The sequence below is a fragment of the Streptococcus sanguinis genome (genome assembly GCF_050220005.1).
Taxonomy (GTDB): Bacteria; Bacillota; Bacilli; order Lactobacillales; family Streptococcaceae; genus Streptococcus; species Streptococcus sanguinis_Z.
In genome coordinates this window covers 791,986-815,453 of the sequence record NZ_CP071413.1, presented here as the reverse complement: position 1 = coordinate 815,453, position 23,468 = coordinate 791,986, and the positions used below count along the sequence as shown (strand labels likewise).

Here is a 23,468-nt window from a genome sequence, read left to right as displayed (position 1 = left end):
ACGCGGACGTGCTTGCACTCACTGAGGCGCTCGTCGACGCTGAAGTACTTGCAGATACTGACGCACTTGTCGACGCTGAGGTACTTGCACTTACAGACGCACTTGTTGATGCAGACGTGCTGGCAGAAACTGATGCACTTGTCGACGCTGAGGTACTTGCACTTACAGACGCACTCGTCGATGCGGACGTGCTTGCACTTACTGATGCACTCGTTGAAGCCGACGTACTTGCGGATACAGACGCACTCGTGGAGGCGGACGTACTTGCACTTACTGATGCACTCGTTGAAGCGGATGTACTTGCGGATACAGAGGCACTCGTTGAAGCTGAGGTGCTTGCACTTACTGATGCGCTCGTTGAAGCCGACGTACTTGCGGATACAGACGCACTCGTGGAGGCGGACGTACTTGCACTTACAGACGCACTCGTCGATGCGGACGTACTTGCACTTACTGATGCACTCGTAGATGCTGAGGTACTTGCGCTTACGGATGCACTCGTCGACGCGGACGTGCTTGCACTCACTGAGGCGCTCGTCGACGCTGAAGTACTTGCAGATACTGACGCACTTGTCGACGCTGAGGTACTTGCACTTACAGACGCACTTGTTGATGCAGACGTGCTGGCAGAAACTGATGCACTGGTCGACGCGGAGGTACTTGCTGAAACGGATGCGCTGGTTGATGCAGACGTGCTGGCGCTTACTGACGCACTAGTCGAGGCGGACGTACTTGCTGAAACGGACGCACTCGTTGAAGCGGACGTACTTGCAGATACGGATGCACTGGTTGACGCGGACGTACTTGCTGAAACGGATGCACTGGTTGACGCGGACGTACTTGCACTTACTGATGCGCTCGTTGAAGCTGACGTACTTGCTGAAACGGATGCACTGGTTGACGCGGACGTACTTGCACTTACTGATGCGCTCATGGAGGCAGATGTACTTGCTGAAACGGACGCACTGGTCGACGCGGAGGTACTTGCTGAAACGGATGCGCTGGTTGACGCGGACGTACTTGCACTTACTGATGCGCTCGTTGAAGCTGACGTACTTGCGCTCACGGACGCACTTGTCGATGCGGACGTGCTTGCTGAAACTGACGCGCTCGTTGAGGCAGACGTACTTGCACTTACTGATGCACTCGTTGAAGCGGACGTGCTTGCGGATACCGACGCACTCGTCGAGGCTGAGGTACTTGCACTTACCGATGCGCTCGTGGACGCAGATGTGCTTGCGCTGACTGACGCGCTCGTCGACGCTGAGGTGCTTGCACTCACAGATGCACTCGTGGACGCTGAGGTACTTGCGGATACCGACGCACTCGTCGAGGCTGAGGTACTTGCGCTTACGGACGCACTTGTCGATGCGGACGTGCTTGCTGAAACTGATGCGCTCGTGGAAGCAGACGTACTTGCAGATACGGATGCACTGGTGGACGCTGAGGTGCTTGCACTCACAGATGCACTCGTTGAAGCGGACGTGCTTGCGCTTACGGACGCACTTGTTGACGCGGACGTGCTGGCACTCACTGACGCACTCGTTGACGCGGACGTGCTTGCAGATACGGATGCACTCGTGGAAGCAGACTCACTTGCTGATACAGATGCACTTGTTGACGCTGAAGTACTTGCGGATACAGAAGCACTGGTAGACGCGGACGTACTTGCTGAAACGGATGCACTCGCCGACGCGGACGTACTTGCTGAAACGGATGCGCTGGTAGACGCTGAGGTACTTGCACTTACTGACGCGCTCGTGGACGCCGAGGTACTTGCGCTCACTGACGCACTTGTTGAGGCGGACGTACTTGCGGATACGGATGCACTCGTCGATGCTGAGGTACTTGCTGAAACGGACGCACTTGTCGACGCTGAAGTACTTGCACTCACTGACGCGCTAGTTGACGCCGAGGTACTTGCGCTCACTGACGCGCTTGTTGATGCAGATGTGCTGGCACTCACTGACGCGCTCGTGGACGCCGAGGTACTTGCACTTACTGATGCGCTCGTTGAGGCTGAGGTACTTGCAGAAACAGAGGCACTTGTTGAAGCCGATGTGCTTGCGCTTACTGACGCACTCGTTGAGGCTGACGTACTTGCAGATACGGATGCACTCGTTGAAGCGGACGCGCTGGCACTCACTGACGCACTCGTGGAAGCGGACGTACTTGCACTTACCGACGCACTCGTTGACGCTGACGTACTTGCACTTACTGAGGCACTCGTGGAAGCAGACGTACTTGCACTTACTGAGGCGCTCGTTGAGGCAGACGTACTTGCACTTACTGACGCACTCGTGGACGCTGACGTGCTTGCGCTCACTGACGCGCTAGTAGACGCTGAGGTACTTGCAGATACAGATGCACTGGTGGACGCTGAGGTGCTGGCGCTCACTGAGGCACTGGTTGAAGCGGACGTACTTGCACTTACGGACGCGCTCGTGGAGGCGGAGGTACTTGCACTTACTGACGCACTCATCGATGCAGACGTACTTGCGCTCACTGACGCACTCGTTGAAGCAGACGTACTTGCACTTACGGACGCGCTCGTGGAGGCCGACGTGCTTGCAGATACTGACGCACTCGTCGACGCTGAGGTACTTGCACTTACTGATGCGCTCGTTGAAGCAGACGTACTTGCACTTACTGATGCGCTCGTTGAAGCAGACGTACTTGCACTTACTGATGCGCTAGTGGACGCTGACGTACTTGCACTTACTGATGCGCTAGTGGACGCTGAGGTACTTGCACTTACTGATGCGCTAGTGGACGCTGAGGTACTTGCACTTACTGATGCGCTAGTGGACGCTGAGGTACTTGCTGATACGGATGCACTTGTGGATGCTGACGTACTTGCACTTACTGATGCGCTAGTGGACGCTGAGGTACTTGCTGACACAGATGCACTTGTGGATGCTGACGTGCTGGCGCTCACTGAGGCACTCGTTGAAGCGGACGTACTTGCACTTACAGACGCACTCGTGGAGGCGGAGGTACTTGCGGATACAGAAGCGCTGGTTGATGCAGACGTGCTTGCAGATACAGAGGCACTCGTGGAGGCAGACGTACTTGCACTCACTGACGCACTCGTTGATGCGGACGTACTTGCTGATACTGACGCACTCGTTGATGCGGACGTACTTGCTGATACTGACGCACTCGTCGATGCCGACGTGCTAGCACTTGTCGATGCGCTCGTTGAAGCAGACGTACTTGCTGATACGGATGCACTCGTTGATGCGGACGTACTTGCAGACACAGATGCACTGGTTGAGGCTGAAGTACTTGCAGATACGGACGCACTCGTCGACGCTGAGGTGCTTGCACTCACAGATGCACTCGTTGAAGCAGACGTACTTGCACTTACTGATGCACTAGTGGACGCTGAGGTACTTGCGCTCACTGACGCACTTGTCGACGCTGACGTACTTGCGCTGACTGACGCACTGGTTGAAGCAGACGTGCTGGCAGATACGGATGCACTCGTCGACGCTGAGGTACTTGCGCTTACGGACGCGCTCGTCGACGCCGAGGTACTTGCACTCACTGACGCACTGGTTGAAGCAGACGTGCTGGCAGATACGGATGCACTTGTCGACGCTGAAGTGCTTGCAGATACGGACGCACTGGTTGAAGCCGATGTGCTTGCGCTTACTGACGCGCTCGTTGAAGCAGACGTGCTTGCTGAAACTGATGCACTCGTTGACGCTGAAGTACTTGCACTTACTGACGCGCTCGTTGAAGCGGAGGTGCTTGCACTTACTGACGCGCTGGTCGATGCGGACGTACTTGCACTCACTGACGCACTAGTTGATGCTGACGTGCTGGCTGATACAGATGCACTTGTCGACGCGGACGTGCTGGCGCTGACTGATGCGCTCGTCGAGGCAGACGTACTTGCGGATGTTGATGCACTTACAGAAGCCGATTTACTATCTACAATAGACTGGCTCGCTGAGGTCGATGCACTAAGAGACGCTGAGGTACTTGCAGACACTGAAGCACTGGTCGAGGCGGATGTAGAAGCTGATGTTAAAGCTGAACGACTTGATGCAAGATCCTTTACTACTCTATCCGCAGAAATAGTATCTTTAGATTTATCTGGATAAGTAATGGTAACCGTTCCGTTTGCAGAAACAGAAATCGTAGCTGTAGCAGGTATATTAGGATTTGCTGCTCTAACCGCAGCAGCTACAGCATTTCTCTCATTTGTAGATAGGTTAGAAAGATTATTTACAAACGTTATTGTCGGATCTGCAGGATCATACTTTTCATTTTGAGTTTTTACAGTGAGGATAAATCTTTCAAAACCATTTCGGCTATCAATAGGGTTTATTTTAGTTTCATTGCCACTAGGATCTGTTCCAAGCATATAACGAGTATAAATACCAATAGGGTTATCTAGTGGAACGGTACCAAATATTCTAGTTCGAAGAGGATTCTGAGCCGTAGCATTGCCCGGTTGTCCCAGATTATCTGTAGAATATTGTAACCAGTCAGGTGAAAGATAAAACTGCCCCTGCTTATTTCTTTCAACATTACGGATGATAACAGCATTAACTTGACCGCTATTATCTGTAGTTCCTGCATAAAATTCAAAAGATTCGCCTCTATATACTACATAATCTCCTGTTGTAACCTCAGGAGCTTCTGTATCAACAGCATTTGCCACATCACGACGTTTCCGAACACGAGCCGTTTCACTTGAGGAACTGGCTGAGCCATTATTAGTCGAAGACCTATTGGTTTCAGATGATGCGCTTTGACTGTTTACAGTAGATTCTGACTTGGAGCTAGCTGAGGTCGATGCTGGCTGAGATGCACTCACTGAATCAGATGTACTTGAAGATACTGAAAGAGACTCAGATACACTTAAGGAATCTGAGACTAACTGAGATGTGCTGGCACTGATAGAAGCAGAGCTAGACTGTGACATTGACTCTGAAGCTGAAATGCTGGCAGAGATAGACGCACTGACAGAAGCACTGGCACTGGCTGAGGATGTATCTGATACAGACTCTGACTCAGTATGTGAGCTTGCCGTTGCGGTCGCTGCTTCAGCAGCACTGCTTTCTTCTCCTAAAACTGTTTCACCACGTGTCGCTAAAACGTCTGTCGTGTCAATGACTTTTTCCAGAGCCTGCTCTTCTTCCGCATGGACGATTGTGTTTGTCACAACAGCTCCGCCCAGCACGGCTCCCGTGGCGACAATGCCCCTCAAAAAGTCTATGCCGCTCTTCTTATCGGTAACTTGTTCTTCCGTTACCTTGAGCTCGATCGATGAAAGGCCTCCCCCTCTCATTGATCTAAAAAGGCCGAACTGTGATGTCGCAGCACGCAGCCAATGCTTACCCGATTTAATCAGCTTAAAACGAGTCACACGCTCTACTTCGTGGTACTTACCTTTTTGACGTTTAAAAAACATAATTCTCCCTTTAATTTATATCCTTTTTAAAAATCCATTAATCCCATTTTACCACACTATTATATAAAATGAACAATAAATTACTTATTTTTTTTGCTGAAATTGTTTTCAAGCATTTCCAAAAATATTCATATTAAAGCAACTTTCATCTCCTTCAATAAATAGAAAAAACGCCAAACAGCGTTTCTTGCATATGATAACGGAAGACATGGGATTCGAACCCACGCACGCTTTTACACGCCTACTGCGTTTCCAACACAGCCTCTTAAGCCTCTTGAGTAATCTTCCACAAAAGAGAAAGCCCAGCTTTCTCAAAACTTTAACCATTATACCACATTACAGCCCCAACCGCCATAGTTTCCGTTAAATTTTTTCACAAATTCAACCAAAGTCCAAACATTCTGGTTCAAATCAAAGATTTCCGTCGTATCCATACGAATCACGTGCAGCTGATATGGTTTGTCCGCATCTTCTATCTTTTCAGCAGATACAAGGCTATAGCCCAACGCTTCAACTTCCTTAAGAAAACCATCTCGGTCTTCCTCAGACGCAAAATAGGCCAAATGGTCAATCTCGCGCTCCTGAGTGTGGTCATCACCTTCCTGCTCCAGCTGATACCAGACCCGCTGGTTGAGAATGGTCTGATACTCGTATTCATTAGGATAGAGAAAGTCAAAGTACTGATCCCACTCCTCATCTTCCAAGGTCGCTGAGTCATAGCGGCGGTCTGGAAAGTCGCGCATCACGTTTGCAATTGGCTCCAGATGGCTTTTCTTGTCTTGCAGATAGTAGTAAAACTCAATATTTCCATCTGTCGTAATCACACCAACATGAATGCCACCGACCTGGCTCAAAGCCTCAGAAAGCCGATCCTCAATCACATTCAGCTCCTTAAACTCTTCACTAGATGGAAAACCCGTCTCCCCATCGTACTGGAGGAGCGATATCTTGAGTCTCATAGCATGGGTATAGAGAGGATAGGGTGCCTCATCAGCAAGAGCTAGATTCAGACGGATACTAGCCAACTTGTCATCAATATAAGTTGAGAAAGATCCCCACTCACTCGGAAAAGGATCTTCAGAAGGCACATCAAGCACTGATTCTTCTACCTTTTCTACTTTCTCTTCCTCTTGTTCTTGTTTCTTACCAAACAGATTCTTAAAAAAACTCATATCCAACTTCCCTTAATACTTATGAAATTGACCAATTAGAAATACCAATATTTCCTTTGTCATCACTAACATCATTGTATTACTTTTTCAAACAGAAATCAAGATTCCCTGAACATAGCAAAAGCAAAAAACGCTGATTTCTCAACGTTTTAGAAAGGCTTTAAAATAATGGAGCCGGTGGGAGTCGAACCCACGTCCAAACACCTGCTAACACATTTGTCTACAACCATAGGCTATGTATTGATTTAACTTAACTTTGACACATAGCTCAAGCCCAAGTCAAGCGAGTCTATAATTCTCTTGCAAAATCCCTAGACCAGATTTTGCCGTAGCTTGCTCATAATAAGACCTGTCATCAGACACAAGCAATCCGAATCGGGTCACGCTGGCTGGTTTTTAGGCAGCTAAAGCGTAAGAATTGTTATTTTTTGCAGTTATATTTAACTGGCGTTTTACATCCGCTAGATGAGTCGCAAAATGTGCCTCATAATGCCTGTCGAATCCGTAACGACCCCGAGACAATAGGAATATTATAACAGAATCCCTCAAAAAAAGCAAAAGCCTGCACACAGCAGGCTAGTACTTACTATCAGTTCTTAGCGAATCCCCAAAGCGATTCGAGCATAGCGGCTCATCTTTTCCACCGTCCAAGCTGGGTACCAAACCAACTTAACATCAGTCTTAGTAACCTCTGGAACATCTGACATAGCATCATAGATCTGGTCAGTCAGAAGATCCGCCAGAGGGCATCCCATGGTTGTCAGGGTCATATCGATTTCCGTTTCCCCATTGGTCTCGTCAAAACGGATTTCATAGATTAGGCCCAGATTGACAATGTCAATCCCCAGCTCAGGGTCAATGACTTGCTCCAAGCTCTCTAAAATACGCGTTTTAATCTTTTCAACTTCTTCAGGGCTGTATTTTTGTTCTGACATGCAATATCCTCCTTATAGATATAGCAGAAATTTCAAATTAGCTCGAGGGGGCTTTTGTTTTCAGCTAGGTCTTCCGGCTTGACGCTTCCTACTGAAAATTTCTCCCCCTTCTTGTGCTCTTAGTTCTTAATCTTCGATAAAATCTCTGAGTGGTTTGCTGCGGCTTGGATGGCGGAGTTTACGCAGGGCCTTGGCTTCAATCTGGCGAATCCGCTCGCGGGTGACATTGAAGACCTTGCCGACATCTTCCAGGGTCCGCATTTTGCCGTCGTCCAGACCAAAGCGCAGACGTAGGACGTTTTCTTCGCGGTCTGTCAGCGTATCCAATACTTCATCCAGCTGCTCACGAAGGACGACACGAGTTGTATAGTCGACTGGGTTTTCAATCACTTCGTCTTCGATAAAGTCTCCCAGATGACTGTCATCTTCTTCACCGATAGGTGTCTCCAGAGAAACCGGCTCTTGAGCAATCTTGAGAATCTCACGAACCTTGTCAGGTGTCATATCCATCCGCTCAGCGATTTGCTCTGGTGTTGGGTCTTGCCCTAATTCCTGCAAGAGATTACGTTGCTCGCGGACCAGCTTGTTAATGGTTTCCACCATATGGACCGGAATCCGAATAGTCCGAGCTTGGTCAGCAATCGCACGGGTAATGGCTTGACGAATCCACCAAGTTGCATAAGTTGAAAACTTAAATCCTTTGGTGTAGTCAAACTTATCAACGGCCTTCATCAACCCCATATTTCCTTCTTGAATCAAGTCAAGGAACTGCATACCACGGCCGACATAGCGCTTAGCAATGGAAACAACCAGACGAAGATTGGCCTCAGCCAGACGCTGCTTGGCCTCCAAGTCTCCCTGTTCTACCAAGATAGCCAGCTCCTGCTCTTCTTCATTGCTGAGAAGCGGCACAACCCCGATTTCTTTCAGATACATGCGGACCGGGTCATTGACCTTGGCTGAATTGCTGCCTAAGAGCTCTTCATCCGTCAGCTCCGCTTCTTCCTCTTCGTTATTTAAGACGCGCGCGCTGGGATTTCCTTCTTTATCTGTAATTGAGATACCAGCATCCTGGATGCGCTGCAGCAAATCCTCAATCCCATCAGCGTCCAAAGTGAAAGGAATGACCAGTTGGTCATTGATTTCATCATCTGTCGCAACTCCTGTCTGCTTGTGGTTGCGGATAAATTCTGCAATTTGAACGTCTAATGTTGTTACTTCTTTTTGTTTTGTAGCCATTCCTACTCCATTCTTCTTTTTTGCTCAATCAAGCGCTCTAGCTCAGACAAGGCTGTATCCGTATCTCCGCTGTGAGAGGCTTCTCGAATCTTCTTACTAATAAACTGATTATGCTTGCGCAAAATCTCCCGCTCTCTTGTTTCTTCCACTTCTTTCAATTCATCTTCCAAAACCTCATCAGGCAAATCTTCTTCTAAGACGCGGTACCAAGCCTGCTGGACATGATCTGGCAGCTGGGACAAATCTTGCGGTGTCACCTCACCATTTGCCAGCAAAATCTCATACAAGGCCTGTAACTCCTCAGAGTCAAAGAAAAAGTCTTCTCTCAGCCGATATTGGTTCAAAATCAAAGGATGATGCATCATGCGGTGGAAGATATGATTTTCCGCCCTCGTCAGCTGACTCAGCCGGTTCGAAGGCGAAAACTGCATGACGACTGGTTGAGACTGCTGAGTGGGCGCCTCCTGACTGCGACTAGAGCGCTCAGCCAGCCGGCTGTTATTCACCGTCTGCTCCACCTGCTGATAGTCAAAGTCCGGCAGCAACTCAGCCAGCATGTATATATAGGAGTTCTGCGCTGTGATGGACTTGGTCTTCGCAATAATCGGTGCCATCTTCTCTACAAACTCAATCTGAGCCTGCAGATTTTCAATATTATCTGGTTTCAGATGATGCAGCAGAAACTCCACATTACTTATTCGCGTTTTACTCAGCAAATGCTGCAAGTCTTCCTCAGAATTTTTAGCGAGAAATTCATCGGGGTCCAAATTATCCGGAATCCGAACAATTTCCACCGTCATATCTTTCAGCTCATCCAAAGCCTTTGCAGTCGCTGCCTGTCCTGCCCTATCTCCATCGTAAGACAGGATAATCTTCTTGCAATACTTGCTCAGGTGCTGGACATGCTCAGGTGTCAGAGCTGTTCCCATAGAGGCAACCGCATTTTCAATCCCAGCCCGATAAGCCGCAATCACATCCATGAAGCCTTCCATTAGATAAACCTCATGGCTCTTCTTGATAACCGGCTTGGCCTTATCCAGATGATAGAGCTCGTAGCTTTTATTGAAAATAGCGGTGCTGCGACTGTTTTTATACTTGGCCTGATGCCCGTCTGAAGCCGCTGCCTGCCAAATCCGTCCGGAAAAAGCCACAACCTGCCCACTGTCATTGGTCAGGGGAAACATAATCCGATTCTGAAAGGCATCATAGACCAGATTATTCTCCGCCAGATTAAAGAGTCCCGAGTTCATGATGGTATTCTCATCAAACTTGCCAGCCATACTCTTATGAAGATAATTCCCCTCATTAGGAGCCAGCCCGATTTGAAAATGCTTAAGAACATCATCTGTCAGACCCCGCTGGTAGAGATAAGCCCGCGCTTCCTCTCCCATCTTGGTCGTCATCAGAACCGCATGATAAAATTTCGCTGCCTCGGTATGGATATCGTAGAGAGCCTGGTGCGGATGGCTTTGTCTCAGTCGGTCATTGCCCGCTGTCTCTACAGCCAAGGGAATCCCTGCCCAATCTGCTACAATCTGCACAGCATCCATAAAGGAAACGCCTCGATAATCCTCAATGAATTTGAAGACATCGCCCGACTTGCCGCAGCCAAAACAGTGATAAAACTGCTTGTCCTCTACAACGTTAAAAGAGGGCGTCTTTTCGCCATGAAAGGGACAGAGTCCCAGGAAATTCCGCCCAGCCTTGGTCAAGGCTACTGTTTCTCCTATGACATCGACGATATTGACGCTGTTTTTAATTTCAGAAATGATTTCTTTATCAATCAAGAGACAATACCTCCAATTTATCATAGAATATCATTCTATATTTTATACTAAAATGAAGCAAATGTAAAATATTTGACAAACAAATATCTTGTAGATGTCATATAAATAAGCTATAATATAATCACATTAATAAATTCTTGAAAGGAAAGAAAGAATGTTAAAGGATCTTAAAGAATTCTTGCTGCGTGGGAACGTGATTGATTTGGCAGTCGGTGTGATCATCGCCAACGCTTTTGGAGCAATCGTCACTTCATTGATTACTGACGTAATCACTCCCCTCTTCCTCAACCCAATTTTGAAAGCTGCAAACTTGGAGCAAATTTCTCAATTGAAATGGAACGGGATCGCTTATGGTAACTTCTTGAGCGCTGTAATTAACTTCTTGGTAATCGGTACTGTTCTCTTCTTCATCGTTAAGTCTGCTGAAAAAGCACAAAGCCTTGCTAAGAAGAAGGAAGAAGCTGAAGAAGCGCCAGCTGGACCAACTGAATTGGAAGTCCTGCAAGAAATCAAAGCTTTGTTGGCTGAGAAAAAATAAAGAGAATTCACTGATGAAAATCAGTGTTTTTTTCTTGCCTATTGCTCATAATCATCCTCTTCTCTCCAAAAAGCCAAAACAAAAAACAGACCGGGGTCTGCTTCTTTGTTCAATTAGAATTTTTTACGTTTACGAGCTGCTTCTGATTTGCGTTTGCGTTTTACAGAAGGTTTTTCATAGAATTCACGTTTGCGTGTTTCTTGAAGAGTACCAGCTTTAGTAACCGCACGTTTGAAACGACGAAGTGCATCATCAAGTGATTCATTCTTGCGTACTACTGTTTTTGACATTTTTTTCACTCCCTTCAAGTCCAAAATCTATATAATCATACCACATATAGAAAAGAGTGTCAAGTATTTTCTGTAAGTATAATGTAGCTCCTTTTTATGATACAAACAAGAAAACCAACTGCTCTGCTGCAGCTGGTCTTCTTCTGCTTATAGAGTTTTGCGCTTTTTAGCGGCTTTGGAAAGGGAAATATCCTGTACCTTATCATAGAACAGGAACTGCTGAATAAGCTCCCTGTCGCTCATGTCAGGATTCAAGTCAACAACATAGTCCAGCTTGATAGACTTCTTTTCAGCCGACTTGAGAGAGGTCAGTTCTGCTGATTTACAAGTCGTTGCAAAGATAGCATCAAAGAGTACTTCGTAGTCAAAGTCAGCTGGAACCTGAACCTGGACATAACGTCTGGTCGGACTGACTGAAGTAAAGCTCATCTTTTCAAAGAGCATCCAGATGCCTGAAATAGCTAGAGTAAAGACAATTCCCAATGCTACAAATCCCATCCCTGTTGTAATCCCAATAGCCGTCGCCATAAAGATGGCTAGGAGCTCCTTGGAGCCACCTGCGGCTGACCGGAAACGAATCAAGCTGAAAGTCCCTGCTACGGCGACACTGGTACCCAGATTTCCATTAACCAAGAAGATGATAATGGAAATAATAGCTGGCAAAAGGGAGAGGGTGACGACAAATTCCTTGGTATAAATCGTTTGCCGCTTATAGACCTTGGCCAAGATAATTCCTAAGACCACACTAGTTGCTAGTGAAAAAATCAGTGCCAAAGGATTAATCTTAACTTCCGTGGAGGAGTAAATACTGTTAAATAACTGATTGAGCATAGACTACCCCCTTAGGCCTTGACTGTTTGAGTCAGCCTTTCTTTAGTTTGCAGGTAGGCTTTGCCGTATTTTGAGAAGGACTGGTCTTCTAGTCCATATTTATTGAGAATATCAGCCAGCCACTGAGGATACTGACCAGGAACCTTGATTTCCATAATCACCTTGTCGTCTTCCAGCAAGGGCAGTCCATAGCGACCTGAAGCCAAATCTACATCATAATCTCGATAGCGGATGTTGGAATCAACTGTCACACGTACCTTTTTATCTTCCAAGCCTCTCATAGAGTAGCGGTCATAGCTAATCACCATTTTTGGCTTCAAGTCTAGATAGCGCTCCTGTAACTGTTCTACTTCTGCCTTGACTCGGTCATCAGAAATAGTATGGTCTGCCACACCATTCACAATATAGTTGGTCACAGAGAGAGGATTGGAAACTAAACGATATTTGAAGCCTACTTCATCGCGTTTCTTCTTGATTTCCAAGAAAACTTGACTATCATCATTTGGCTGCTCAGCATAAGTGCGCATCCGCATCTTTTCGCGACCACCTTTTCTGGCAATGGAATCCTGAATCATCTGGAACTCATCATTATCAAAATACACATTGGAAATGGTTGAAGTCGCATAATCATCTGCGGTGAGGTAAGGTCTCATGTCAGCTTCAAGACGAGCTAGCATTGCCCGGTCAAGAATATACTTCGTTTCGATTCGTTGGAAGTTTGTTTGGATTTGCTTTTGTTTCATTTGAATTCTCCTTTGATTCTACAAATGTAGTTTGTGCTTTTAAAAGAAATAGAGCTTCCGCTCTGCATCCTACAAGCGTCTGGATAAGCTTTGCTTTCTTCTCCTTTCCAAGCAGTATATTTCAAAAACATTCTACAAATGTAGTTTATAGGTATATTCTACAATTGTCGTTTATAAATGTCAAGAAAAAAGATAAATAATCTTTCAGTTTTTTTAGCATTAGGACACGAAGTGCAAACTTTAAGCAAAATCGACCTAAAATAAAAGATAAACTGATGACTAACTGCTCTTTGAGGATTTCCCAATCCCCCTTTGAGAAGATAATAAAATTCTACCAGTCTAAGCTTTTAAGAAACTTAAACTGGCAGAATCCTTTATTTAATCGTCATCATGGTCATCATCATCGTCCGTATCATCAGTGTCTGTTGTATGAGAGGAACTGTTCTGAGACGGAGTTTGAACTGTTGCTGTACTAGCTCCAGTAGAGCCCGCTGCTCCCGTATTTCCTGCACCTGCAGTAGAGCTGTTATCAGCTGGAGTTGATGCAGCAGACGAGGATGGACTGACTTCTTTTTCAACCGTTACCGTCTTTTCGACAATGGTATGCTGCTTGGATTGGATCAGTTTTCCATCCTTAGCATTGACAATGGTTTCATGGGCTGTTTGCCCATGTGAGAAGCGGATTTTATAGGTGTCTTTCTCACGCGAAATTTGTAAATCTTTAATATCTTTTTCAGAAAGAGATAGCTCTTTTAAGACGGACTCTAGAGCCTGACGCTGACTGAGTCCTTGAGGCTGTTTTTGCCCTGCAACAGGTCTGCTTTGTTGAGCAGCTGGACTCTCTAGAGCAAAGACGGAACTAGTCAAGAGCAAAAGGAGAGGAACGGCCACTACAAAAATAGCAGACAGAAACCTCTTAGGCAGGCGGTTATCCATAATACCGACAATCCGACGCTTGAGATTAAACTTGTCAGAGTAAAAGCAGGTTGTCAGGGCAATTGGGGTCTTCTTACTGCGGTCTATCATAGTCAGAATCGTTTCACCGTAGAAAGTCCGATACTCTGTATCTCTACTGCTCAGAACATCATAGTCACAGTACATTTCTCCTGCTTCCTGGGTTTCACGGCAGGCAAAGCGGACAACCGGATTAAACCAGTGCAGACTCTTGGCAAAAATTCCCAAAAGATTAACTAAAACATCGCGGTGCTTATAGTGAGTCAGCTCATGCTTGAAAATCAGCTGCAGCTCTTCTTCTGTGTAGTCCAACTCTGGCAGCACGATTAAAATATCTCTGAAACCTAGCAGCATAGGACTTTGGGACATAGAATAGTGGAGCAGACGAATCCGGCCCTTAACTCCCATCTCCTGCTGAACAGCCCGCAGCTGAGCCATCGCTTCTTCGTCCTGAAACTCCGTGCCCCAGCGCCTCAGCATCTTTCTGAAGCGAATATAAGAATAAGCATATCTTCCAATACTAAAGACAAAGCCAATCAGCCAGATGGCAAAGAGAATTTCAAACCAAGGTAGGCCCAGAAAAGCCTCCCATAGATTTGTCTGGGCAGCTTTTTCAACTGCTGGAGAAGCGCCCTGAGCTTCACCTGTCTGGGTGGCAGTCACTGCTGTCTGAACTACCGATCCTGTATTCAGCCGAATCAGGCCTGAGCCAAACTGAGGACGGAACGGAAACAGAAAACTCAGCAATATCAAAAACCAAATAAAATACTTCACTCTGACCGAAATCTTGGTCTTAAAGACCGTAAAAAGCAGACTAAGCAAAAGCACCAAAATGGATGTCGACAAACTGGTCAGCAGAAAAGAAAGAAGGAACTGTTTCATGCTTATCCCTCCATCCTACTTTCCTTGGTTGAGCAAACTACGCAGCTCATCCAATTCATTTTCCGAAAAGGAGTTAGAAGAAAAGAGTGTTTTGACAAAACCGCCCATTGAACGGCCGCTGTGACGCTTCAAAAAATCCGAAGCCTCAACTTCCAGATACTCATCTTCTGAGATCAAGGCTGTATACTGCCTTTCACGCCCCTTGCGGACACTTTCTAAAAAGCCCTTTTCAGTCAAGCGAGCCAAAACTGTCAGCAAAGTCTGGGGCTTCCAGTGATTGTCTGGTCCCAGCTTTTCCATGATACGGGCAGAGGTCGTCGGGGTAGGCAGTTGCCAAATTACCTTTAAAATAGTAAATTCCCCGTCTGGCAAACGTTTAATAGATCTTTTCATCGTTCCACGCGCTTTCTAAATTAATGCTATTTCTATTTTTATTCTACACTTGTCTAACAAAAAAGTCAATCATTATATAAAAAAGAGCGAGAAATCAATTTTCCTCACTCTATTTAGAAAAATAAACTAAGTAGGGTCAGCATAGCCAGCCCTCCCTGCTTGAACAGGATTTTGAGGTCACTGGTCACCGCACCGTAAGCTGCCACCAAGATGATATAAACCATAAAAATTCCCAGCCAAAACGAACTAGGTTGTACAAAGGCCGCAATCAAGACCAAAACAGCTATCAGACCGTTGTATACTCCTTGGTTTTTGAAAAGAGTATTGACCGACTGCTGCCCCAACTCCTCTTGTGACATGCTGAAAACCCGAGCTGTCGCTGCAGAAGTCGTCGCGATGGTCTCCAAATACAGGATATAGAAAAATTCCAAGGCAACCAAGCTTGCCAAAATCAATGTAATAATAGACATTTTAACCCCCTAAAATATATAACGAAACTCAGTATAACACAGACTGACTGGAACTGCGAAAATCTTGCTCAAAAATGGACATTCTGTTTAAAAATAAACACTAAAAATACTGAAGAAAAAAAGCGTAGCAGAAATCAGCAATTTCTGACTAGATGTGATACAATCTTTTTTGAAAAATGGAGGTAAATTATGTTAACCTATGATTTAATTGTCATCGGCTTTGGGAAGGCCGGTAAAACATTGGCAGCCAAAATGGCGTCCCAAGGAAAAAAAGTTGCTTTGATAGAGCGAAGCAAGGCTATGTACGGGGGAACCTGTATCAATATTGCCTGCATCCCAACCAAGACCCTGCTTGTCGCAGCTGAAAAAGGCCTGGCTTTCGACCAAGTCATGGCTGAGAAGAATGCTGTAACCAGCCGTCTCAACGGGAAGAACTATGCAGCAATCAGTGGCGCTGGTGTCGACATCATTGATGCGGAAGCTCATTTCCTTTCCAATAAGGTCATCGAAATCACAGCGGGCGATGAGAAAGAGGAACTGACTGCTGAAACTATTGTCATTAATACTGGTGCTGTTTCCAATGTCCTGCCAATTCCAGGACTGACTGAGACCGAGCACGTGTATGACTCAACTGGCATTCAAAATCTGAAGGAACTTCCTAAACGTTTAGGAGTTCTGGGCGGCGGTAACATCGGACTAGAATTCGCTGGACTCTACAACAAATTGGGCAGTCAGGTGACTGTGCTGGATGCTGCTCCTGTCTTTCTCCCTCGAGTTGAGCCTTCTATCGCTGCTCTAGCTAAGCAATACATGGAAGAAGACGGAATCCAACTCTTACAAAATGTACGTACCACACAGGTCAAAAATGATGGTAACGAAGTTGTGGTTGTGACAGAGGATGGAGAGTTTCGTTTTGACGCCCTGCTCTATGCTACTGGCCGCAAGCCGAATGTTGAGCCACTGCAGTTGGAAAATACAGATATCGAGCTGACAGAGCGAGGAGCGATCAAGGTCGATAAGCACTTGGAAACATCTGTACCTGGTGTATTTGCAGTGGGCGATGTCAATGGCGGTCTGCAGTTCACATATATTTCACTGGATGACTTCCGTATCCTTTATAGCTATCTGGCTGGCGACGGCAGCTACACACTGGAAGACCGTAAAAACGTCCCTACCAGCATGTTCATCACACCGCCTTTAGCTCAAATCGGATTGACTGAAAAGGAAGCCCAAGAGCAAGGACTGCCGATTGCAGTTAAGGAGATTCCAGTCGCAGCAATGCCTCGTGCACATGTCAATGCTGACTTACGCGGTGCTTTCAAGGCTGTTGTCAACACTGAAACCAAGGAAATCGTCGGAGCAACTATCTTCTCAGCTGGAGCTCAGGAAATTATCAATATCCTGACTGTAGCCATGGATAATAAGATTCCTTACACCTACTTGAGCAAGCAAATCTTCACCCACCCAACGCTGGCTGAAAACCTCAATGATTTATTTGCTATCTAATTTTAAGCCCCTAATGGGGCTTTTTAAATGTCTTTAAAACATTTGCTTACATTTCAACCCCTTTTTGTGGTACAATAATGCTAGTTTATTTTAAAAAGATTGAGGAAAATTATGTCTGAACTGTATGATATTACGATTGTCGGCGGCGGTCCAGTTGGCCTATTCGCAGCTTTTTACGCCCATCTGCGCCAAGCCAAGGTTAAAATCATTGATTCCCTGCCTCAGCTGGGCGGTCAGCCGGCCATTCTCTATCCAGAGAAGAAGATTCTGGATGTCCCTGGCTTTACCAATCTAAGTGGCGAAGAGCTGACTCAGCGTCTGATTGAACAGCTGGAAACTTTCCAGACTGAGATTTGCCTCAATGAAACGGTGCTTGATATCACTAAATCTGATGATGGCTTCTCTATCACAACCTCTCAAGCCCAGCATCAGACCAAAACCATTATCATCGCCATGGGAGGCGGCGCCTTCAAACCGAGAGCTTTGGAGCTAGACGATGCTGAAAACTACAGCAACCTCCACTATCATGTGTCAAACATCAGCCAGTATGCAGGCAAAAAGGTTGTCATTCTGGGAGGTGGCGACTCGGCTGTTGACTGGGCACTAGCTTTTGAAAAAATTGCAGAAACCAGCCTGGTTCACCGTCGGGACAACTTCCGAGCTTTAGAACATAGTGTGGAAGAACTCAAGGCTTCTAGTGTTGAGATTAAGACACCATTTATACCGAGCCGATTGGTTGGTGAAAATGGCAAGATAACCCACTTGGAAATCAGCCAAGTCAAAGGAGAGGAAAGTCAGCTTCTGCCTCTGGATCACCTCTTTGTCAACTACGGTTTTAAATCCTCTGTCGGCAATCTCAAAGATTGGGGCTTGGAACTTAACCGTCACAAGATTTTAGTCAACAGCAAGCAAGAAACTTCCATGCTAGGTATCTATGCAGCTGGGGACTGCTGCAGCTACGAGGGTAAGATTGACCTGATTGCGACTGGGCTAGGCGAGGCACCTACTGCTGTCAACAATGCCATTAACCATATCTATCCTGAGCAAAAAGTCCAACCCAAACATTCTACAAGCCTATAAAAAAACAGCTGCCGAGCTCAAGCTCAGCAGCTTTTATAATTCATCTGCGATTTTATTGATTTTCCTCAAGCGATGATTGATACCGCTCTTAGTCAGAGGTCGGCTCAGACTATCAGCTAGCTGCTGGATGGAGTAGTCCGGATGTTGGATACGAAGCTGGGCAACCTCCTGCAGGTCTACAGGTAAACTCTCAATGCCGATATTATCGCTGATTTTGGCAATATTGTTGATGATTTTCATACTGGCTGTGACTGTGCGGGCGATGTTCGCTGTCTCTGCATTATTAGCTCGATTGAGGTCGTTGCGCGCTTCCCGCATGAGCTTAAGAGATTCAAACTCAGCCATGGCTTCCATAGCACCGATGACAATAAGAAAATCCATGATATCCTCAGCCCGCTGCAGATAAGTAACAGCCCCCTTCTTGCGCTCAATGGTCTTGGCATCCAGCAGAAAACGCTGCATCAAGGCAGCCAAATCCTCAGCATGATCCAGATAAACGGACAAGATTTCCAGCTGGTACTTGCCTGAGTCAGGCTCCCGCATGCTACCATTTGAGAGGAAGGCTCCCCGTAGGTAGGCTCGGCTGGCTTCGTCATCTGACAAAATGGCCTGGTCAATCCCTGCCTCAATACCAAAAAAGGAGTCAGCCAAGTGCAGGTCCGAAAGGATTTCTTCTACTTTCTGATCCAGAAATACTGTGTATACACGGTTCTTGCGCAGATTGGTCTTCTGATGGTGGCGGATTTCTGACTTGACCTGATAAAGGTCCGACAGCAACTCATAGAGATGGCGAGCAATCTTGGCATTTTCTGTTGTGACAGATAGAGTCAAACCACTGCTGGCCAAGCCCAGACTGCCAGACATCTTTATCATGGCTGACAGCTCATTTTTATCTCTGCTTGCCAGACTCAGCAGTTCTTCTTTTACTTTTACTGTAAAACTCATTTGCGTACCTGTATAATCTGCATCAATTCGTCAACGACCAACTCACCATCATGGAAAGCTCCGCCATTTTCCAAACGCAGAAAATTCGAAGAAATAACGCGCGGAACCTGCTCTTGCAACCCCTGAAAATCATGCTCCACCTGTACCAGATATTCGTCAAACTGGTTGCTGTCCATGTACTCATGAGGGACAGGTTCGATATTGACCAAGACTGTATCTACAAACTTCCTGCCCAAATGACGGTGCAGAACTTGGACGTGGTCGCTGTCTGAAAAATGCTCTGTTTCACCTCGTTGGGTCATGATATTGCAGACATAGGCCACTTCTGCCTTGGTGTCTAGAAGAGCTTGGCCAATTTCCTCGATAACGAGGTTAGGCAAGATAGAGGTAAATAGAGAACCCGGCCCCAGAACCACCATATCGCTTTCTAAGATGCTCTCAACCACCTTTTTACTAGCAGCAGGCTTCTTGTCATCATAGGTGTTGGTCACATAGACCCGCTCAATCATCCCGGTCTTGCTGGTCAGATTGCTCTCACCGATAACTTCTGTTCCATCTTTAAACACAGCATGCAGAGTTAGAGGGGTATCGCTAGAAGGGTAGATTTTACCTGTTGTATGGAAAAACTTGGTTAAAAGCTGCATGGCGTTATAGGTTGAGCCCTGCATTTCAGAAATACCTGCAATAATCAGATTGCCCAAGGGATGTCCCGCTAGAACACCATCTCCTTCCGCAAAGCGATACTGGAAGACCTTCTCATAGAACTTTGGCATGTCGGACATGGCTACTAAGACATTTCGCAAATCACCCGGCGGAGTCAGCTGCTGGATGTTTTTCCGCAGTTCACCAGAACTGCCGCCATCATCTGCTACTGTGACAATGGCTGTAATTTCTACGTCCTTTTTACGCAGGCTGTCTAAAATAACAGAAATCCCTGTTCCACCGCCGATGACTGTAATTCGTGGCTTTCTCATGAGCGGTTCACCGTTTCTTTCCGACGGTTTTTGTCGCGGTGGCTGGCATTAACCGGCCAATTTTTAGCCAAATCATCTGCTAAGCGCTGAGCAAAGGCTACACTGCGGTGCTGACCACCCGTACAGCCCACAGCAATGGTCAGGATAGACTTGCCTTCCTTCTGATAGCCCGGCAAGATTGGCTCAATCAAGCCTAGCAGATGCTGGTAAAATTCTTCTGACTCCGCATGGTTCATGACATAATCAAAGACATCCTTGTCCAAACCTGTCTGATTGCGTAGCTCAGGTTTATAGTAGGGATTGGGCAGAAAACGCACATCAAAGACCAAGTCTGCATCCAAAGGCAGACCATATTTGAAACCAAAACTCATGACCTCAATGCGGAAACTGTGCATCTCGTCCTGATTTGAGAATTGCTCAGAGATGGTCTTTCTGAGCTCCCGTGGTGTCAAATCAGTTGTGTCCACAACATTTTGACTGAGATTTTTCAGAGGGGCCAAGAGCTCACGCTCCAGCTTAATCCCATCTAAAATCCGGCCATCAGCTGCCAGCGGATGGCTACGACGCGTTTCCTTGTAACGAGCCACTAACTCCTTATCCGCCGCATCTAGGAAAAGAATCTTAAAATCAATGTTCTCGTTTTGCTCTAAATCATCCAAAACGTTCTGGATTTGCAAAAAGAAGGAACGGCTCCGCATATCGACAACCAGAGCCAATTTATCATTGTCCGTGGTCCCTTCGACCAACTGCAAGAACTTTGGCACCAGAGTTGGCGGCATATTGTCAATGGTAAAATAACCTAAGTCTTCAAAGGACTGGATGGCTACGGTTTTCCCCGCCCCGCTCATTCCAGTCACAATGACAAGCTGAATTTTCTTCTCAGACATAATAATCCTTTCATCAGATAGAATCCGTCAAAGAGTGGTTTTCCCCTGCTCTTTTTTAGAGAATCTCGGCAATAACCTCAATCTCAATCTTCACATCCTTAGGCAGGCGAGCCACTTCGACTGCTGAACGAGCTGGAAATGCTTCTGTAAAGGCCGTTTTGTAAACTTCATTAAAGGCCACAAAATCATTGATATCACTCAAGAAGCAAGTAGCCTTGACTACATGGTCAAAATCTGTTCCAGCGGCTTCCAAAATGGCTGAAACATTTTTCAGTACCTGCTGGGTCTGCTCTTCAATAGTTGTCCCAATGATTTCTCCAGTTTCAGGAGACAGAGGAATCTGCCCGCTCGCAAACAAAAGATTGCCGACAATTTTTCCTTGAACATAAGGTCCAATCGCTGCTGGTGCTTTATCTGTATGAATCGTTTTTGCCATAATTATCACTTCTCCTACTTATTTTTTTCATTATACCATAAAATAGCAAGCAATGGCCACGACAGATTGATAAGCCTTGACTTTTTCCATTTTTTCATTAATGAGGTCCTTAGAAGCTAAAATGAGGTCCTTAGAAGCTAAAAGGAAATCGACTTACCTATCAGAACCCATTTTTTAAGATTTAAAAACGCTGAGAAATTTTTCCCAGCGTTTATAGTTTCAAAATCAGAAGTCTTATTCCTCTTCTGCTTTCGCTAATGTTTCTCTTTCCAGACGCAGCTTGCGTTTGGGGTTGAGTTTATTAAAGAGCTCTTCTAGTTTTTCTGCATTCCAGACGTCGGCTGCAGAGACAAAATTTCCATTTTCATCGCGGAAGGATATTGGTTTATCACCCATTGCAAGCCTCCTTAGTCAACAAATTCAAACTCAAACTTGCCAATACGAACCAGATCTCCATCCTTGGCTCCGCGATCACGAAGGGCTTCATCAACTCCCATACCGCGAAGTTGGCGGGCAAATTTCATGACTGCTTCATCGCGGTCAAAGTTGGTCATACTAAAGAGTTTCTCAAGCTTGTCACCAGACAGTACCCAAGTCGCGTCATCATCACGAGAAATTTCAAAGGCTGGTGCTTCTTCGTCAAAGCCATAGTAAGCTTCTTCTTCCATTTCAGACTCATCATAAAGCAAGAACTCTGGTGTCTTATCCAGTAACTCTGCAGTCGCATCCAAGAGAGTCGCAAGTCCTTGCTTAGTCAGACTGGAAATCGGGAAGATTTGCGGTAGTTCCGCAAACTCATCATAATTAGCTGCTAACTTCTCTTTGAATATCTTAAGATTTTCAGCGCTATCTGGCATATCCATCTTGTTGGCAACAATAATCTGCGGGCGCTCCATGAGACGAAGATTGTAGGATTCCAACTCTTTATTGATAGCCAGATAGTCCTCATAAGGGTCACGTCCCTCACTAGCTGACATATCGATGACATGCAGGATGACCCGTGTCCGCTCAATATGACGGAGAAACTGGGTTCCCAGTCCCACTCCTTGGCTAGCCCCCTCAATCAAACCCGGCAGATCTGCCACCGCAAAGGACTCTCCAGAATGAGTGCGAACCATGCCTAGATTGGGCACGATTGTCGTGAAATGATAGGCACCAATCTTAGGCTTGGCTGCTGTAATAACACTAAGCAAAGTGGATTTCCCGACAGATGGGAATCCGACCAGACCAACGTCTGCTAGGACCTTGAGCTCCAGCAGAAGCTCTCGCTCTTGACCCGGTTCTCCGTTCTCAGAAATCTCCGGAGCAGGATTTTTAGGCGTTGCAAAGCGGATATTTCCGCGACCGCCTCGGCCACCACGCGCTACGATAAATTCTTGGCCATTTTCTACCAAGTCTGTCAGTACCTTGCCAGTCTCAGCATCACGAACCGTCGTCCCCTGCGGCACACGAACAATCAAGTCCTCAGCCCCTCGGCCATGCATTCCCTTGGTCATGCCCTTTTCACCAGACTGAGCCTTGAAGTGGCGATTGTAGCGAAAATCCATCAGGGTGCGCAGGCCCTCGTCTACAACAAAAACAACATTGCCGCCACGGCCACCATCGCCACCCCAAGGGCCGCCGTTAGGAACATATTTTTCACGGCGAAAGGCCACCATGCCATCGCCACCATTGCCAGCCTTAACTTGAATCTTAGCTGTGTCTAAAAACATACTCATTTTTTCTATTCTCTTTTTCTAGTCTAAAAAAACGCCCTGAAGCGTTTGGATTAAAAGATTGCACTGAGAGCGGAAGCAAAGATAGCTCCAACTGTCACGATGAGCATGATAATCACGACCAGCATCGTCAATTTTTCAAATCCTGTTTTTTTGCGTTGTCCGTTATCTCCAAAAGCCACGATAACACCTCTATCCTTTAAAAATTACTAGGTCTATTCTAACATGATTGCTCCGTTTTTTCAAATGGAAAAGTATGCAAA

The 23,468-nt window shown here is 46.3% G+C and carries 20 protein-coding genes, 1 tRNA gene, 1 other RNA gene and 1 pseudogene; 3 read left to right on the top strand and 20 right to left on the bottom strand.

What is annotated here, in order from left to right; all coding sequences use genetic code 11:
• Window positions 1-1,180: 1,180 nt before the first annotated feature.
• The 7 genes and pseudogenes from J1C86_RS04125 to dnaG all read right to left on the bottom strand — a co-directional run.
• Window positions 1,181-5,428: pseudogene (locus tag J1C86_RS04125) on the bottom strand (accessory Sec-dependent serine-rich glycoprotein adhesin); the annotation flags it as partial.
• Window positions 5,429-5,628: 200 nt separating this feature from the next.
• Window positions 5,629-5,716 (bottom strand) — tRNA-Ser (locus J1C86_RS04120).
• Window positions 5,717-5,754: 38 nt separating this feature from the next.
• Window positions 5,755-6,600: a DUF695 domain-containing protein gene (locus J1C86_RS04115; RefSeq protein WP_125409676.1), complete on the bottom strand. Its 846-nt coding sequence runs from the start codon at window positions 6,598-6,600 to the stop codon at window positions 5,755-5,757.
• Between the two features lie 166 nt (window positions 6,601-6,766).
• Window positions 6,767-7,115, bottom strand: a transfer-messenger RNA (tmRNA) gene (gene ssrA, locus J1C86_RS04110).
• 81 nt (window positions 7,116-7,196) lie between these two features.
• The gene (locus J1C86_RS04105; protein WP_002897870.1) at window positions 7,197-7,535 is read right to left on the bottom strand and encodes a metal-sulfur cluster assembly factor; all 339 of its coding nucleotides are present in this window, start codon (window positions 7,533-7,535) and stop codon (window positions 7,197-7,199) included.
• Between the two features lie 126 nt (window positions 7,536-7,661).
• Window positions 7,662-8,774, bottom strand: a complete 1,113-nt coding sequence (gene rpoD, locus J1C86_RS04100) for an RNA polymerase sigma factor RpoD (RefSeq protein WP_002897871.1) — start codon at window positions 8,772-8,774, stop codon at window positions 7,662-7,664.
• Window positions 8,775-8,776: 2 nt separating this feature from the next.
• Window positions 8,777-10,561 (bottom strand): DNA primase, encoded by a 1,785-nt coding sequence (gene dnaG / locus J1C86_RS04095; RefSeq protein ID WP_427150819.1) that lies wholly within the window; start codon window positions 10,559-10,561, stop codon window positions 8,777-8,779.
• A gap of 154 nt (window positions 10,562-10,715) precedes the next feature.
• On the opposite strand from dnaG, the gene mscL reads away from it, so the two are divergent.
• Window positions 10,716-11,099 carry a large conductance mechanosensitive channel protein MscL gene (gene mscL / locus J1C86_RS04090; protein WP_002895947.1) on the top strand — a complete coding sequence of 128 codons (384 nt, stop codon included), beginning with the start codon at window positions 10,716-10,718 and terminating at the stop codon, window positions 11,097-11,099.
• 113 nt (window positions 11,100-11,212) lie between these two features.
• On the opposite strand, the gene rpsU is transcribed toward mscL, so the two are convergent.
• From rpsU to J1C86_RS04060, 6 genes are all read right to left on the bottom strand, one after another.
• Complete coding sequence (rpsU, locus tag J1C86_RS04085) at window positions 11,213-11,389, bottom strand: 30S ribosomal protein S21 (protein ID WP_000048054.1); 177 nt, start codon at window positions 11,387-11,389, stop codon at window positions 11,213-11,215.
• Between the two features lie 147 nt (window positions 11,390-11,536).
• Window positions 11,537-12,220 (bottom strand): DUF4956 domain-containing protein, encoded by a 684-nt coding sequence (locus tag J1C86_RS04080; protein WP_002904175.1) that lies wholly within the window; start codon window positions 12,218-12,220, stop codon window positions 11,537-11,539.
• Between the two features lie 11 nt (window positions 12,221-12,231).
• Window positions 12,232-12,963 (bottom strand): polyphosphate polymerase domain-containing protein, encoded by a 732-nt coding sequence (locus tag J1C86_RS04075; RefSeq protein ID WP_002910141.1) that lies wholly within the window; start codon window positions 12,961-12,963, stop codon window positions 12,232-12,234.
• Window positions 12,964-13,341: 378 nt separating this feature from the next.
• On the bottom strand, window positions 13,342-14,799 hold the full coding sequence (locus J1C86_RS04070; protein WP_125405830.1) for a M56 family metallopeptidase: 1,458 nt from the start codon (window positions 14,797-14,799) through the stop codon (window positions 13,342-13,344).
• Between the two features lie 15 nt (window positions 14,800-14,814).
• Entirely contained in the window at window positions 14,815-15,192 is a 378-nt protein-coding gene (locus J1C86_RS04065; protein ID WP_002895954.1) for a BlaI/MecI/CopY family transcriptional regulator, read from the bottom strand.
• Window positions 15,193-15,305: 113 nt separating this feature from the next.
• The gene (locus J1C86_RS04060) at window positions 15,306-15,662 is read right to left on the bottom strand and encodes a DUF1304 domain-containing protein (RefSeq protein ID WP_125405827.1); all 357 of its coding nucleotides are present in this window, start codon (window positions 15,660-15,662) and stop codon (window positions 15,306-15,308) included.
• A gap of 189 nt (window positions 15,663-15,851) precedes the next feature.
• Between J1C86_RS04060 and J1C86_RS04055 the strand changes: the two genes are divergently transcribed.
• The gene (locus tag J1C86_RS04055; protein WP_125405824.1) at window positions 15,852-17,168 is read left to right on the top strand and encodes an FAD-containing oxidoreductase; all 1,317 of its coding nucleotides are present in this window, start codon (window positions 15,852-15,854) and stop codon (window positions 17,166-17,168) included.
• Between the two features lie 111 nt (window positions 17,169-17,279).
• Entirely contained in the window at window positions 17,280-18,248 is a 969-nt protein-coding gene (locus J1C86_RS04050; protein ID WP_061592718.1) for an NAD(P)/FAD-dependent oxidoreductase, read from the top strand.
• Window positions 18,249-18,281: 33 nt separating this feature from the next.
• Here J1C86_RS04050 and whiA read toward each other — a convergent pair whose 3' ends face one another.
• The 7 genes from whiA to J1C86_RS04015 form a co-directional block, all read right to left on the bottom strand.
• Window positions 18,282-19,193, bottom strand: coding sequence for a DNA-binding protein WhiA (gene whiA / locus J1C86_RS04045; protein ID WP_125405818.1), 912 nt, complete (start codon window positions 19,191-19,193; stop codon window positions 18,282-18,284).
• Entirely contained in the window at window positions 19,190-20,167 is a 978-nt protein-coding gene (locus J1C86_RS04040) for a YvcK family protein (RefSeq protein WP_125405814.1), read from the bottom strand. The genes whiA and J1C86_RS04040 overlap by 4 nt, the downstream gene beginning before the upstream one ends.
• The gene (rapZ, locus tag J1C86_RS04035) at window positions 20,164-21,054 is read right to left on the bottom strand and encodes an RNase adapter RapZ (protein ID WP_002900704.1); all 891 of its coding nucleotides are present in this window, start codon (window positions 21,052-21,054) and stop codon (window positions 20,164-20,166) included. Before rapZ ends, J1C86_RS04040 begins: the two co-directional genes overlap by 4 nt.
• A 55-nt stretch (window positions 21,055-21,109) precedes the next feature.
• Window positions 21,110-21,490: a RidA family protein gene (locus J1C86_RS04030; protein ID WP_002895964.1), complete on the bottom strand. Its 381-nt coding sequence runs from the start codon at window positions 21,488-21,490 to the stop codon at window positions 21,110-21,112.
• A 234-nt stretch (window positions 21,491-21,724) separates the two neighbouring features.
• Window positions 21,725-21,886: a hypothetical protein gene (locus J1C86_RS04025; protein ID WP_125405811.1), complete on the bottom strand. Its 162-nt coding sequence runs from the start codon at window positions 21,884-21,886 to the stop codon at window positions 21,725-21,727.
• Between the two features lie 11 nt (window positions 21,887-21,897).
• On the bottom strand, window positions 21,898-23,208 hold the full coding sequence (gene obgE, locus J1C86_RS04020) for a GTPase ObgE (RefSeq protein WP_011836728.1): 1,311 nt from the start codon (window positions 23,206-23,208) through the stop codon (window positions 21,898-21,900).
• A gap of 50 nt (window positions 23,209-23,258) precedes the next feature.
• Window positions 23,259-23,387, bottom strand: a complete 129-nt coding sequence (locus J1C86_RS04015) for a DUF4044 domain-containing protein (RefSeq protein WP_002895969.1) — start codon at window positions 23,385-23,387, stop codon at window positions 23,259-23,261.
• Window positions 23,388-23,468: the final 81 nt, after the last annotated feature.

Coding starts and splice junctions, on each gene's coding strand:
- rpoD (WP_002897871.1), bottom strand. CDS start 8,774: ATGGCTACAAAACAAAAAGAAGTAACAACATTAGACGTTCAAATTGCA.
- J1C86_RS04115 (WP_125409676.1), bottom strand. CDS start 6,600: ATGAGTTTTTTTAAGAATCTGTTTGGTAAGAAACAAGAACAAGAGGAA.
- J1C86_RS04025 (WP_125405811.1), bottom strand. CDS start 21,886: ATGGGTGATAAACCAATATCCTTCCGCGATGAAAATGGAAATTTTGTC.
- J1C86_RS04055 (WP_125405824.1), top strand. CDS start 15,852: ATGTTAACCTATGATTTAATTGTCATCGGCTTTGGGAAGGCCGGTAAA.
- J1C86_RS04030 (WP_002895964.1), bottom strand. CDS start 21,490: ATGGCAAAAACGATTCATACAGATAAAGCACCAGCAGCGATTGGACCT.
- J1C86_RS04070 (WP_125405830.1), bottom strand. CDS start 14,799: ATGAAACAGTTCCTTCTTTCTTTTCTGCTGACCAGTTTGTCGACATCC.
- rapZ (WP_002900704.1), bottom strand. CDS start 21,054: ATGTCTGAGAAGAAAATTCAGCTTGTCATTGTGACTGGAATGAGCGGG.
- rpsU (WP_000048054.1), bottom strand. CDS start 11,389: ATGTCAAAAACAGTAGTACGCAAGAATGAATCACTTGATGATGCACTT.
- whiA (WP_125405818.1), bottom strand. CDS start 19,193: ATGAGTTTTACAGTAAAAGTAAAAGAAGAACTGCTGAGTCTGGCAAGC.
- J1C86_RS04050 (WP_061592718.1), top strand. CDS start 17,280: ATGTCTGAACTGTATGATATTACGATTGTCGGCGGCGGTCCAGTTGGC.
- J1C86_RS04105 (WP_002897870.1), bottom strand. CDS start 7,535: ATGTCAGAACAAAAATACAGCCCTGAAGAAGTTGAAAAGATTAAAACG.
- J1C86_RS04080 (WP_002904175.1), bottom strand. CDS start 12,220: ATGCTCAATCAGTTATTTAACAGTATTTACTCCTCCACGGAAGTTAAG.
- mscL (WP_002895947.1), top strand. CDS start 10,716: ATGTTAAAGGATCTTAAAGAATTCTTGCTGCGTGGGAACGTGATTGAT.
- J1C86_RS04040 (WP_125405814.1), bottom strand. CDS start 20,167: ATGAGAAAGCCACGAATTACAGTCATCGGCGGTGGAACAGGGATTTCT.
- J1C86_RS04065 (WP_002895954.1), bottom strand. CDS start 15,192: ATGAAAAGATCTATTAAACGTTTGCCAGACGGGGAATTTACTATTTTA.
- J1C86_RS04075 (WP_002910141.1), bottom strand. CDS start 12,963: ATGAAACAAAAGCAAATCCAAACAAACTTCCAACGAATCGAAACGAAG.
- obgE (WP_011836728.1), bottom strand. CDS start 23,208: ATGAGTATGTTTTTAGACACAGCTAAGATTCAAGTTAAGGCTGGCAAT.
- J1C86_RS04060 (WP_125405827.1), bottom strand. CDS start 15,662: ATGTCTATTATTACATTGATTTTGGCAAGCTTGGTTGCCTTGGAATTT.